The 13,919-nt window shown below is 46.2% G+C and carries 9 protein-coding genes and 1 pseudogene; 2 read left to right on the forward strand and 8 right to left on the reverse strand.

Annotation, left to right across the window (positions count from 1 at the left end):
- Positions 1 to 139 precede the first annotated feature (139 nt).
- A pseudogene (locus ACEW9J_RS11395) lies at positions 140 to 448 on the forward strand (rhodanese-like domain-containing protein); the annotation flags it as partial.
- Positions 449 to 468: 20 nt separating this feature from the next.
- Here the strand turns inward: ACEW9J_RS11395 and ACEW9J_RS11400 are convergent.
- The 3 genes from ACEW9J_RS11400 to ACEW9J_RS11410 all read right to left on the reverse strand — a co-directional run bounded on the left by ACEW9J_RS11400 (position 469) and on the right by ACEW9J_RS11410 (position 4,620).
- Positions 469 to 1,773, reverse strand: a complete 1,305-nt coding sequence (locus ACEW9J_RS11400; protein ID WP_373545238.1) for a sensor histidine kinase — start codon at positions 1,771 to 1,773, stop codon at positions 469 to 471.
- A 32-nt stretch (positions 1,774 to 1,805) separates the two neighbouring features.
- Entirely contained in the window at positions 1,806 to 2,492 is a 687-nt protein-coding gene (locus ACEW9J_RS11405) for a response regulator transcription factor (RefSeq protein ID WP_373545239.1), read from the reverse strand.
- 205 nt (positions 2,493 to 2,697) lie between these two features.
- A complete protein-coding gene (locus ACEW9J_RS11410; protein WP_373545240.1) occupies positions 2,698 to 4,620 on the reverse strand; it encodes a heavy metal translocating P-type ATPase in 1,923 nt (640 codons plus the stop codon).
- A gap of 81 nt (positions 4,621 to 4,701) precedes the next feature.
- Here ACEW9J_RS11410 and ACEW9J_RS11415 point away from each other — a divergent pair, with 81 nt between their 5' ends.
- Positions 4,702 to 5,814 (forward strand): precorrin-8X methylmutase, encoded by a 1,113-nt coding sequence (locus ACEW9J_RS11415; protein ID WP_373545241.1) that lies wholly within the window; start codon positions 4,702 to 4,704, stop codon positions 5,812 to 5,814.
- 49 nt (positions 5,815 to 5,863) lie between these two features.
- Here ACEW9J_RS11415 and ACEW9J_RS11420 read toward each other — a convergent pair whose 3' ends face one another.
- From ACEW9J_RS11420 to rppA, 5 genes are all read right to left on the reverse strand, one after another.
- Positions 5,864 to 8,956, reverse strand: a complete 3,093-nt coding sequence (locus ACEW9J_RS11420) for an efflux RND transporter permease subunit (RefSeq protein ID WP_373545242.1) — start codon at positions 8,954 to 8,956, stop codon at positions 5,864 to 5,866.
- Between the two features lie 24 nt (positions 8,957 to 8,980).
- On the reverse strand, positions 8,981 to 9,238 hold the full coding sequence (locus tag ACEW9J_RS11425) for a hypothetical protein (protein ID WP_373545243.1): 258 nt from the start codon (positions 9,236 to 9,238) through the stop codon (positions 8,981 to 8,983).
- A gap of 109 nt (positions 9,239 to 9,347) precedes the next feature.
- The gene (locus tag ACEW9J_RS11430; protein ID WP_373545244.1) at positions 9,348 to 11,291 is read right to left on the reverse strand and encodes an efflux RND transporter periplasmic adaptor subunit; all 1,944 of its coding nucleotides are present in this window, start codon (positions 11,289 to 11,291) and stop codon (positions 9,348 to 9,350) included.
- A 496-nt stretch (positions 11,292 to 11,787) separates the two neighbouring features.
- A complete protein-coding gene (rppB, locus tag ACEW9J_RS11435) occupies positions 11,788 to 13,149 on the reverse strand; it encodes a two-component system sensor histidine kinase RppB (RefSeq protein WP_373545245.1) in 1,362 nt (453 codons plus the stop codon).
- A 10-nt stretch (positions 13,150 to 13,159) separates the two neighbouring features.
- Positions 13,160 to 13,858, reverse strand: coding sequence for a two-component system response regulator RppA (gene rppA, locus ACEW9J_RS11440; protein ID WP_373545246.1), 699 nt, complete (start codon positions 13,856 to 13,858; stop codon positions 13,160 to 13,162).
- Positions 13,859 to 13,919: the final 61 nt, after the last annotated feature.

Consider the following 13,919-nt stretch of genomic DNA (forward strand, 5'->3'; position numbering starts at 1 on the left):
CTTATTATGATTGAAATTAGGAACTCAACGCCAAGTTATGATGGAAAACCTTATCTGTCCCATTGCCTGAAACGACGTGTTTTCGTTAGATTGAAGCCAATTTATGGTTTACAACTGCGCCAAGTTATGCCGGAAGTCACAATGGACTGTGCAGGAGTTAAACAAGCAGAAAGATAATCCTGATGTAACAGTGCTGGATGTAAGAGGGGATGATGAGTTTAAAAACGGTAACGTGCCTGGTGCTAAACACATCTACGTCCCGCATTTAGAAGAACATCTAGATGAGTTAGACAAAAATCAAACTATTGCAACTTACTGTGGCAGTGGTTATCGCGCTTCAATTGCTGCCAGTTTACTCCAAAAACATGGCTTTGAGAAAGTAGTCAATGTTCCTGGTTCTTGGAATGCTTGGACGGCGGCTAAATTGCCTGTAGAAAAAAATCACTAATGTTTTAATTCAAGTCTTACTTAACTAGAAGAGAAAATAGCAGGCAATCTGACGATAAACTGACTACCCTCACCTAATTTACTTTGAACATCGATCGAACCCTGATGCTGCTCGACGATCGATTTAGCAATTGCCAATCCTAAGCCCGAACCACCTGCCCAACGGGTACGCGATCGATCTCCTCGCCAAAATCTATCGAAGATTCGCTCTAGCTCATTAGCAGCAATTCCCACCCCAGTATCGCTAATCCTAATCTCAACCTGTCGCTCGATCTGATGAGCTAAAATACTAATTTTGCCGCCCGATGGCGTATAGTGAATGGCATTTTCAATGAGATTGATAAACACTCGACCGATTAAAGGCATTGCTTGACGATCGAGACTGCTAATATATCCCCGAACTGACAAATTCGATTGAATAGTGAGATCGAATTCTAGAGATTTCGCGTCGAGTTGAGATCGATATGTTGCTGCTATTTGTTGTAGAAGTAGAGTCAGATCGAGCTGTTCTATCGCGCGGTCGCTTTGGTGCAGCTTGTCGGAACGACAATCTTTTTCGGCTCTAGCTAATATTAATAAATCTTCAGTCAGGTTAATAATTTGTTCCGTTGCACTAGCGATCGCTGTAAACTTTTTTAGATCTCCAGAGCGGATGCCATTGGGATATTTAAGAGCGGTACTAGCATTGGTTTTGACTGCCATTAAGGGGCTGCGTAGCTCGTGGGCGGCATCAGCGGTGAATTGTTGTAATTGTTGATAGCTGCTAATAGCGGGCTTCATCGCCCTGCGCGTCAGCCAAATTCCCGCGCCACTACTAATTGCTAGCGAAATTATCATCCCACTAATTAAGCCGATATCTAGTTGATGGAAGGTTCGATCGAGTGATTCTAAAGATTGGGTAATCCGCACATAACCAATTTGCTGTCGATTATCGCGCTCGATAATCGGTACGACTGCCGATATTGTTTCATCTGGATTTTGACCTGGATATTTATTAAATTGAACTGGAATATCAATATTCAGTGGCAAGTTTAAATTCAGATTGCCAACTTTATCTACTAATCGTTTTTGGCGATCGAACCACTCAAATTTTCGGTCTGGTAGAGCTAAACTGCGATCTGTAAAATCATCACCAACAATCAGGCGATTGTTCTGAATTTCAGCATGAGTAGCAGCAACTTCAGCTAAAATTACTAATTCTTGACTCAAGCTCTGACGGAAACTATAGCCAAACACCAGCCTGACTGCGATCGCAAATACTCCCAAGATTGCGGTAAATACAGCCAGATATGAAAGTAGTAATTGCCAACGTAAGCGATCGAACATATAAATGTTAGTTAAAAGCTAAATTACATAATTTATCTCGATTGCGAAACATCCCTAAGCCGATAGCCGACCCCATAAACTGTCTCAATTGGGTCTTGTTGACAACCCGCTTGTTTGAGCTTACGCCGGAGATTAGTCAGGTGAGTTTTGATTGTTTGCTCTCCAGAGATGCGATCGAATTCCCAGAGCTTATCGAGCAATGATGTCCGAGAAACAACTTGTGTGGGATGCTGGAGAAAATATTCCAGCAGCATATACTCTTTTGCAGTTAATTCTAATGCTGTCCCTGCATAATTACTACTATGAGTGCTGGGATTTAGTTCGATCTCGCCATGATTTAATACTACCGATTGATAGATCGGCTGACGACGAGATAAAGCCCTTAATCTCGCTGTTAGTTCGTCAACTTCAAACGGTTTGACTAAATAATCATCCGCTCCAGCATCTAATCCTAAAACTTTATCGCCAGTTGCATCTTTAGCAGTTAATAATAAAATATAAGCTTGACAACCACTTTGGCGCAGTCGCTGACAGAGTTGGATACCATCGAGTTTAGGGAGCATCCAATCGAGTAAAATTACATCATAACTGGCTGCTTGAGCAAATTCCCAACCAGCTAAACCATCATAAGCAATATCGACTGCATGGCTTTGATGGCGTAAATCTTCAGCTAACGGATCGGCAATTCGATCGTCATCTTCTACGAGTAAAATTCGCATATAGCACTTATCAGTTAAATTGAGATTTTATAGATATATTTTAAAAGTCTGCTTTAATTTCTCACCCGATCTCGTCTCACCCGATCGGGTCTATCATAAATCCTAAAAGTCAAGAACTAGTCAAGTGCGATCGATTGGCATTGACATGACCTCTCGATCGAGATCGCACTTTTTTCAAGTAAAGCAAAACCTGTCGGTAATTTAGTCAATCTTTCAATAATCTTAACCCACTTAAAATCACCAGTACGGTAGATCCCTCATGACCGAGAACGCCCAAGGGTAGGGTCATATTGCCAGTAAAATTGGCGATTAGCAGGATGACAATAAAGCTGAGAGCAAAAATGATGTTTTGCTTGACAATCCGCCCAGAGCGACGACCGAGCCGAATGGCATACTCTAGTTTTTCCAACCGATCGGCCATTAACACTACATCTGCTGTTTCTAGTGCTACGTCACTTCCCGCCGTTCCCATCGCAATTCCGACAGATGCTTGAGCTAGAGCGGGAGCATCATTAATCCCATCACCAACCATCGCCACTGAAGGGTACTGTTGCTGGAGCTGGCGAATTACCTCAAGTTTATCTTCAGGTAGCAGTTGGGCATATACTTTATCGATCCCAATTTCCCAGCCAATAGAGTCGGCTGTGCGCTGGTTATCGCCCGTCAACATCACAATCTGCTCGATCCCCAACCGTTTCAAATGGGCGATCGATCGAGCTGCTGCGGGTCTGACGGTATCGGCAACTGCGATAATTCCCAGAATGCGCTCGGCATAGGCAACCCAGACAACGGTTTTACCCTCTTGCTCCCACTGCTGGCTCTGTTCGGTCAATTCGTCTGGAATCAGGTCTACTTGAGCTTGGACAAAAGTTGCTTTACCGACTACAGCTATTTTCCCCACAACCTTGCCAATAATGCCCCGTCCAGGCTCAGAGCGAACATTAATGGCTTCAGTCCATTCCGAGCCTTGTTTTTGAGCCGCATGGACGATCGCATCCCCGATCGGGTGCTCGGACAGACTTTCTAAAGCAGCAGCTACTTGGAGTAATTTATCTGTGTTTTCCACCGCCATGACTCGGACGACTTGAGGTTTGCCCATTGTCAGGGTACCAGTTTTGTCAAAAGCGATCGCTTTAACTTGCCCGATCGCTTCTAACTGCGCGGCATTCTTGAATAAAATCCCATGTCGTGCCCCATTAGCGATGCCCGACAACAGGGCTGGCATTGTTGCTGCCATTAATGCACAGGGCGAAGCTACCACCAGAAAAACCAGGGCGCGATAAACCGTATCTTCCCAAGTCCAACCAAGTAGAAATGGTGGTAGAGTACCCAGTAAAATGCCGATAAGCACGATCGCTTTGGCATAGCCGCGCTCGAACCGTTCGATGAACTGTTGAGACGGGGGGATTTCAGTCTGTGCCTGCTCTACTAAGCGAATTACCCGCTGAATCAGACTACTCTCCGGCGGTTGGTGAATCTGGAGTTTCAACGCGCCAGTACCATTAATCGTCCCTGCAAACACCTCATCTCCCACTGTTTTCTCAACGGGCATCGATTCGCCCGTAATCGGAGCTTGGTTAAGTGCGCTAAACCCCTCCGTGACAATCCCATCCGTCGGTACCAACTCTCCTGGCTTAACGAGAACGCGATCGCCAATCTGCAACTCAGCCACAGCTACCATTTGCTCTTGCCCATCGACAAGCTTGCGGGCGGTATCGGAAGTCAGACTCATCAACCCCTGGATACTCCGCTCGGTACGACTCATTGCATAGCCCTCCAGCACTCCACTGATGGCAAAAATCAGAATTAACATCGCCCCGTCAACGATGAAATAATACTCTTTGCGCCATAGCCCCAAGATAGCTGCTCCCAATGCTGCCACAATCATTAATAGATCTACATCGAGTTCTTTCTCCCGCCACAGAGTAGTCAATCCTTCACGGGTGCTTTCATATCCACCAATGACATAAGCAGCCGGAAGGATGAGCAAACTCACTCCCAGCCACCCACGATCGAGACTAAACCAACCGAGTAACACCAGCAGGGCACAAACTCCCGCCGCGATCGCATCGGGATGTTCTTTCAAGAGTGTTTGCCAACTGGATCTAGACACAGCAGGGGAAGACATAACCACAAAAATAGATTGCCTTCATAGCCTACACCTTGACATTGATGTTAATGTCAAGGTGTAAATCCAGATTTGTAAAATATGGACGCTCGATATTTAACAATCAAAGAACTGACAGATGCAGTGGGCGGGGATATCACGCCGCGAATGGTGCGCCACTATCACACCTTGGGCTTATTGCCACCAGCCCAGCGATCGGATGGCAATTACCGACTTTATACCCAGCAAAATATTCAACAGCTACAGCGGATTGTTGCCCTCAAACGGCAAGGGTTTCAGTTGTCCCATATCCAACAGCTACTCACCAGCGATTCGGGTATCGATCTCAGTCCCAGCCTGATGGCTCAGTTGCAGCAGCAATACCAGTCTGTGATTCAACAATTGGCGCGGCTACGGCATACAGCATCGGCATTAGAGGGGATCTTAGGGCGGGATGGGGATTGTCAGATCGTCCAAGCAGAAGCAATCGCGCAGTTGAAACTCTTGGAAGTGGAAAGTCAAGATCGACTGGGGGAACTCGAAGGACTTTGGCATCACCTAGATGGAGCGAAGGGTTTTCACCCCGAAGCCTTCAAGGAATCCCTACAACACCTTTTGCCAGACCTTTCTAGTCGATCGGAGATTGAAATTGACTTGCTCTCTCAACTGGTGCTAGCTTGTGGAGATGTGAGCTTGGTTAATTTTGTCCGACTGAGTGGGGATGCGATCGCCGCAGCGCGGGATGCTCTGAGCAGTGGGTGTCAGATTGTGGGCGATATACCCGCTGTGACTGCTACACTCGATCGCACTCGATTAGCTCATTTAGCCTGTGAGGTTGAAACTTTAATCGACGACCCTCACATTACGGGTATAGCTGAAGCGGAGCAAGCATTTTGGCAGGATAAAGAGTGGCTACATCGCCTCGATCGAGTTCCAGATCGTTCGATCCTAATTATTGGCTATGCGCCTTCGGTATTGATGGCTGTGTGCAACACGATCGATCGGGGACAGATTAAACCAGCTCTAGTAATTGGAATGCCGATCGGATTTAGTCATGCTCCTGCTGCCAAACGGCGACTGATGGCTGTTGGCGTACCTTATATCACTATTCAAGGCACAATGGGCGGCGGACTCCTGGCAGCAGTAGCGGCGAATGCTTTGATTGCATCTCTATTAGAAAAACCAGATTGTCACTGTTATCTCAAATCGTGTTAGACAAGGGTGTGTAACGATCTGGATCTATTCTCCTGGGGGAGGGGCTACGTCAACGAGTATTCATCGATCGCTGCGTGGGAAATAAATACTTACCAAATCGTGCATATAAAGCTGGAAGAATGAGTAAAGTCAAGGCTGTAGATGTAAACAGTCCCCCCAAAACCACGATCGAGAGTGGTTGCAAGATTTCCTTACCCGATCCGCCCTGAAATACTAACGGTGCTAGTCCTAACGCCGATGTAAAAGCAGTCATCAAAATCGCATTGAGTCGCTCCATCGAGCCTTGAATTAAAATTTCTTGGACGGGCATCCCTTCGGCAAATTTAGTATTGTAGTTATCGACTAGTAGTAATCCATTCCGTGTAGCAACTCCAAATAGCGTCACAAAGCCAACTAGAGAAGCGATCGAAATCGTACTATCGGTTAAAGCAACAGCCACCACTCCGCCCACTAAGGCTAGAGGTAGATTGATGATAATCATGATGGTGGATGGAATCGAGCCGACAGAAAAATAGGTAATAACGGTAATTGCCACCGCCGAAATCGCGCTGAAGAGGAGGATATTTTGACTGGCGCGTTCTGCGGCTTCAAACTGTCCGGCATACTGAATATAGTAACCAGCCGGAACCTGAACCTTTTGCTTCACCTGGGTTTGAATATCATTGACAACCGATCGCAAATCCCGCCCTTGGGCATTTGCCGCAATCGTAATCAGCCGTGAGACATTTTCGCGATTGATGGTATTCGGCCCTTTGCCTTTGCCAATCGTCGCCACCTGCCCCAAGGGAATTTTGCTACCCGTGGGAGTATCGATCGAGAGGTTACGGATATTATCTAGGCTCTGTCTTGCTTCTGGCACCATCCAGACAACCAGATCGAAGGTTTGCTGTTGCTCTAAAACTTGAGAAACAACTCGCCCATTGAGGGCTGTCTCGACGACTTCAGACAGATGTTTCATCGTCAAACCATACCGAGCGGCGGCGGCTCGATCGAATTTGATCTGTACCTGCTCTACCGGAATTTGAGGTTCTAATTGCAGATCGACAATCCCTGGCACCGATTGCATCACGGCGTTTACCTGCTGTCCTAAATCCCGTAACTGGGCGAGATCGGGGCCAAAAATCTTCACCGCGATCGCACTTCGCACCCCCGATAGTACCTCATCCATCCGGTGAGAAATAAACCCACCTACATTCGGCGCGGCTCCAGGGATGCCATCAAAAGCCTGTCGTAACATCGCAATTGTCCCTTTGCGATCTTCCATCCCTTTGTCAGTTAGTTCCACATCCAAGTGGGTAAGATTCACCCCCGCCGCATCTGCATCACCCTCTGCTCGTCCCGATCGCATCTGCACGGATTGAATATTCGGGTTGCCTTTTAATTTAGTTTCGACGACTGATGCCGCGCTATTTGTCGCTTCCAGGGATGAGCCAGGATATAAAAGTAATGTGTTTACGAGGGATTGCTCCTGAAATTCGGGGAGGAAGATCCGCCCAAAACTCGGTACCAATATCATTGCCATTACTAAGCTCGCCAGCGCGAAACCAATAATCAACGCCGATTGACGTAGGGCAAATACCAAGCACCAGTGATAAATACCTTTGAAAAATCTCGCCACCCACGGTTCCCGCTCTGGTAAAGAGCCATAAGGTAACAGAATCGCACACAATGCGGGTGTAACAGTCAAAGCAACAACACTCGAAGCCAATACAGCGGATAAATAACCTAGTCCCATCGGCACGAAAATACTCCCTTCTACGCCTGTTAGGGCGAAAATAGGCGCGAACACCACTACCGTAATTACGGTAGCTCCAAAGACCGAATCGCGCACTTCCTGACAACCATCGAAGACTACTTCTAATACTGGGCGAGGGTGAGGTGAATATTTATTCTCTCTGAGACACCGATACACATTTTCGGCATCGACGATCGCATCATCGACAGCCGATCCGATCGCCACTGCCAAACCGCCCAGAGTCATAGTATTCAGCCCTTGCCCCATCCAATTTAAGGCAAGGATACCAATTAATAACGATAAAGGTAACGCCGTCAAACAGACTGCCAAATTGCGCCAATTCATCAAAAACGGAATCAAAATCAGGGCGACAATAATACTCCCTTCCACCAAGGCTTCGCGGATATTCTCGATCGAGGAGTCAATATAAGTCCCCTGGCGAAAAGTGGGGATAATTTTCACATCTGCGGGCAAACCTGCTTGCAGCTCCTTGATTGCTGCTTCTACGGCTTTAGTTACTGTTGGCGTATCCGCTTGGGGCTGTTTATTAACGATAATCACTACCGCTTTTTGTCCATTCACACTCGCATCACCGCGTTTGATACCAGCACCGATTTTGACATCCGCCACATCGGTAATCTTTACTGGTGTCCCATTTCGCGCCACAATTACCGACTGCCGCAGATCTTCAATATCTTCAATCCTACCAATTCCCCGAATCAATTGCTCTCGATCGGGTGTAATGGAATATCCTCCAGGCGCACTCACATTCGATGCGGCGACTGCGGCTGAGACATTTTCCAAAGAGACATTAAAAGCAATTAGTTTCGCTGGATCGACTAATACCTGGTACTGCCGGACATCACCACCATAGATAATTACCTGAGTCACTCCTGGCACTGCCAATAATCGGTTGGTAACTTGCCAATCGACGAGCCGCCGCACCTCCATCAAGCTAGTCTTGGAAGCTGTAAAAGCATAAGTTAAAATTGTCCCAATCGGCGAACTAATCGGCGCAATTTGCGGTGGATCTACTCCTTGCGGTAGCTTGCTCGTCGCCGATTGCAATCGCTCGGTGATGAGTTGCCGCGCCTGGTAAATATCTGTGCCCCAATTAAATACCACCCGTACCGCCGAAATACCCGCAGCACTAGCCGATCTCACTGCACTAATTCCTGGTGCGCCATTGATGGCACTTTCGATCGGTAATGTCACCAGAGATTCCACCTCTTCCGGTGCGAGTCCTGGGGCTTCGGTTTGAATTTCCACTTGCGGCGGCGCAAATGTGGGAAATACATCCAATGGCATTTGAATAATAGTCCGAAAAATTGCAATTGTAATGACGATCGCACTCAATACCACCAGCCACCGCTGGGCGATCGACCATTTAATTAGCGAACTGAGCATAATAATAATTAATAGTCAACGATTTTAATAAAACCAGCCGATATAGGGAGGTTCGGCATCATCATCTTCTGTCTCATCGATAGCGATCGGCTGATATCGATCGGGATCTGACTCTGACATTGATAATTCATCGGCGGAAATAGCTGGCACTCGTTCCTCCGGCTCGATTGAAGCGGCTGCAAGGCGATCGCGTCTACGATTAAGCCACAAGGCACCACCGATAATAACGCCCAAGAATGGGACTAAGCCCCAGAGCAGATTTACCGAAAATATTCGATTCATAACAGCCCCGCTTTTGCTGAATTACTTTTTAGCTGCCGTTAGGTTTGAGGTAATTGTGGTAAAACCGCGCAAAATAGCAACTGACGATCGTCGCGCCAGTATACAGAAATTAGCGATCGTCGCTCTTAGTCATACCGATTGCCGCATTTTCACGATCGGTAATGTAATGGTTGCGATCGGTAGCTACTTCCAGTGCTAATGTGTCTGAAACTTCCTCCTCTGGCTCCATTAGATCGACTAGGCTCGTCGTGACTCGATTGCTTTTGCGCCCCAGTAAAAAAGCACCGCCGCCAACAATACCAACGGCAGGTACCAAGCCCCAAATTAGGTAAGGCGGCAGTTGACTTTGACTGGTAGCATCGGGCTTGACTGCTGCACTATGTTCGCTAGCGGGCTGCTTTTTCAGAGATTGAGCATAGAGTTGGGGGGCACGTTGACTTACCACTAAGTCCCCAGCAAATAGTCCTGTTTTGACTTCAACTAGATCGCCAACGGTTTGTCCGAGGGTGACAGTTGTGGGCTGATAGCCATCGCCACTTTTGACGTAGACTAATTTCTCTAAATTAGCTTCTACCACTGCACTAGCGGGAATTACCACCACTGGGGTAGTGACTTTATCCGTCGCTAGTTTGATTTCGGCAAAGGTTCCGGCTTTGAGTAGCCCCTGGCTATTATCTAAGGTTGCTTGAACGGGGACTACACGGCTCTGGGAGTCCACTGCCGTTCCAATTCGAGAGATTTGACCTGAAAATACTTTATCCGTCATTCCAGGCACTTTCACACTAACCTGCTGCCCGATTTTCAATCGTCCTAGATCCCGCTCGTAGATATTCGCTGTTGCCAACACCTGACGATCGTCGGTAATCGTCATTAACTTAGCACCAGCATCGGCGACAGACTGCCCGATCGTAATTTCTCTGTCTGCAATTGTGCCATCGATCGGGGCGGTAACGGTGACAATCCCCTCAGCATTAGCCCGATTTCCCAGTTGTGCCAGCCGCCCTTGATAACTAGCATCGCTGAGTCTGAGCTGAGTTTGGGCGGCGGTTACGGCTGAATTCGCTCTTTGGAATTGAGCTTGGGCTTCGACTACCGATTTTTGGTTCATCGCTCTAGCCAATTGCCCTGTGGCTTCGGCTACCTGCTTTTCGGCATCCCGCAATTCTCGCAGGGGCAGATCTGTCTCAGCTTTTCGCAAATCCGTTTCGGCTTGGGCTACTCCTGGCTGACTTTGCGCTTTGACTAATGCAGTTCGCGCTTCGGCTAGTTTAGCCTGAGATTCCAACATCTGACGGCGTGCCAGTGCGCCACTCTTGACTAGTTCTACATCCTTTTGGTAGCGTTCCTGGGCTAACTCTAGTTCGGTTCGAGCGGAGCTGATTTCGGCGGTGGCGATTTGTTGTTGACGCTGATAGCTATTTTTCGCCGCTCGCACAATCGAACCACTTTTTACTAGTTGTTGCTCTCGCACCAGTCGAGATTGCGCCGCAGTTAATTGACTCCGCGCCTGATTGGTTTCAGCGGTGGCGATTTCGACGATTTTCTGGTAGCTCTGTTGAGCGAGGTTGCGATCGGTTTGAGCCTGTTGAAGTAGGGCGAGGGCTGTCGATCGTTTTTCGAGGGAACTCGTTCGCAAGTCGTTGAGTTCGGGGCTAGAAAGCGTCGCGAGGATTTGCCCTGCTTTGACTCTAGCTCCAGGCTGTACTAGTAGTTGTACGAGTTTGCCCTTAATCGGTGCGGTGACTTCTACTTTTTTGCTAGGTAATAATTCGATTTGCCCAGTAGCAGAAATTTCGACATTCAAGCTTTGCGTTTTGGCAGCGACTGTTTGTACCCCAATCTGTTGAGCCGTTGCTCCATCGATCTGCACCTTAGTACTTTTCGTTCCCTCTTGAGAGCCAAATTCATTGCCATGCCCACCATGAGCGAGTGCTGATGGGGATACTAGCGAGATCCAGATGGGTAGTAATAGCCAGCTTATTCGCCCCACTGCGCGAACGGCTGGAGTGAGATTTGAGGATGAAGTTGTGTATGAGTTGGTATTTATAGCCATAGTTGCTCAACTAAACGCCGATAGTTCCTAGTTTGACAGTGCTAGATGAAATTGAGATGAATTCATCTTAATTTCACGAACGGATTTTAAACTGAGTGGTTATCTACGCTAATCGCTTAGTTGTTGGGGTTTGGGATAATTCTTTGACACAGCGGCTGGAACAAAAGCATCTCCTGATTCAAAAACTTAGATCTTGTGATAATTTTAATCGATTAATTAACTATGCCAACTCTAATGAAATTTTAGATTTAATATTAATCTAATTTAGCTACCAAAAATTTAGTATCTAATTATTTCAGACCCGAATTTTGATGAGCGTTTGCTATGGCGATCGCTATGAAAAATCACCTCAAAGCTTGAGGTGATAAGAATACTCACATTTAATATCGATCGAGTTAAGTTGTTGTCATGGCGACTCGCGATCGAATGTTGGTACTCAAAGCTTAGTGACAACTTGTTTACAGAGTTGGCATCTGTTTTGGCGATTTTAATTGCATTAATTAATCTTCAAACTGCTAATAAATTTCACTGTAAAAATACTCCCTTTACCTAACTGACTCCAAACTGTTAATTGTCCGCCATGAATATCGACGATCGATTTAACGATCGCGAGTCCCAATCCCGTACTATGCTGAGGTGGTGAGGATTTAGATTCAATGCGATGAAAGCGATCGAATATTAGTTTTCGATCGGTATCAGAAATACCGATTCCGTTATCTTTAACTTGAAATGAGATATCGTTAAGATTCTGAGTCAGCGAGATCGCTACTTTTCCACCTGTGGGGGTGTATTTAATCGCATTGTCGATTAGATTTGCACCCATCCGGTAGAGTTGTTCGGAATTACCATCGATCCAAATTTGCCCATCGGGATCGAGATCGCTACAGATATCGATCGATTTAGCCGTTGCAGGAATGGCAAATTCTTCGACTAAATCTAGCACGATTTCGGTCAAGCAACATGGTTCTAAACTAGGCTTGTTATCTGGGCAATCGAGGCTAGATAGAAATAATAAATCGTTGACTAAGCTAGCAATCCGAATATTTTGTCGCTCGATCCGATCGAGCCAATTAGTTAATGGAGCCAGATGTTCATATTCCGCCCGACCATTTTCAATAATTACTTGTAATGTAGCTAAGGGAGTACGTAACTCGTGGGCAGCATCAGCAGTAAATTTTTGCATTTGCTGGTAAGATTGAGAGAGTGGACGCATTGCTAATCCAGCTAGATACCAACTAACGATAACGACAATAAACTCGCTTGCGATAATGCCAATTGTTAGAAACAAATGGATATTGTTCAGATATTCATGGATATCTGTCAAATCTCGTCCTACTTGTAAATAACCCCAAACTTTGTTATCGGGGGTATGAATTTCTAAAGTAAGTTGCTGATAACCTTTCCCCGATCGATCGTGAAAATGATCCCAGCGCGAATTTTCTAAAGAACTTAATGATGGTTTTGGGACATTGGGATAGATACCTAACGTCGCTCTAGTTTTACCCCAAGTATCGATAAAGCTAGCATAATGTCGATCGGTATTAACTAATATATGATGATGCTTTTGTTCCCGTTGAGTCTGACAGTCTAAATAAATCGGACAAAGTTCGGGGATTTTAGCATATAGATCTGCTGGTATTTTTCCAGGTGTGGCTAATTTATATTCGACGTTATCGTGGATATTACTAGCGAGTGATGCTATCTCTTTTTCTACCGATCGATAACTGAGATTGGTAACGATTCGATCGAACGCATAGCCGACTAATCCTAAAGTACAGCCCATCACGCTAGCATAGGTTAAAGTTAGCAGCCAGCGTTTGCGTTTGAATAATCGATCGACATTTCTACCAGTTTGCACAATCTTATACTCAAATAGAAGTCGGTGGATTTAATCGATAACCAATACCATGAATATTTTCAACCTCTAAGCTAATCGGTAAGTGCGACAACTTTTTTCTCAATAATCTAATTTGAGCGGGTAAAACATTACTAGCTCGATCTGTTTCTAAATCCCATGCTCGATCGCGTAATCGATCTGCTGGAATAATTTGACTGGGATGAGTCATCAAATATTCAAGAATTTGATATTCTTTCCGAGTGAGAGTTACTGCTGAAATTTTACCAGATTCACTAGCTCTCAAAACTTGGGTTTCTACTTCGAGGCTAAAATTTCCCAGCTTAATTTCTACCGATCGAAATTGAGCTGGGCGGCGGCTGAGGGCGCGAATCCGGGCGAGTAATTCGATCGTGCTAAATGGTTTGGCTAAATAGTCATCAGCTCCAGCGTCTAAGCCCGTCACGCGATCGTGAATATCGTTTCGAGCAGTTAACATCAAAACAGGTAATTGCTGCTGTTGGCGCAAGCGACGACATAATTCAATGCCAGAGATGCCAGGTAACATCCAGTCAATAATGGCAACATCATAGATAATATCTGGTGAAGATAAAAATTCCCAACCGAGATCGCCATTTGTCGCTCTATCGATCTCATAGCCCTCACGTTGCAGCAATCGTTCGATCTCGGCTCCTAAATCTAGTTCGTCTTCGATTAAGAGAATGCGTACCATGTTAGACTTATTACATTACTTACCAAGCTGACAATCTCGTTGGCGTAGCCTCTCCCCTGGA

Source organism: Chamaesiphon sp. (genome assembly GCF_041737865.1).
GTDB lineage: Bacteria > Cyanobacteriota > Cyanobacteriia > Cyanobacteriales > Chamaesiphonaceae > Chamaesiphon.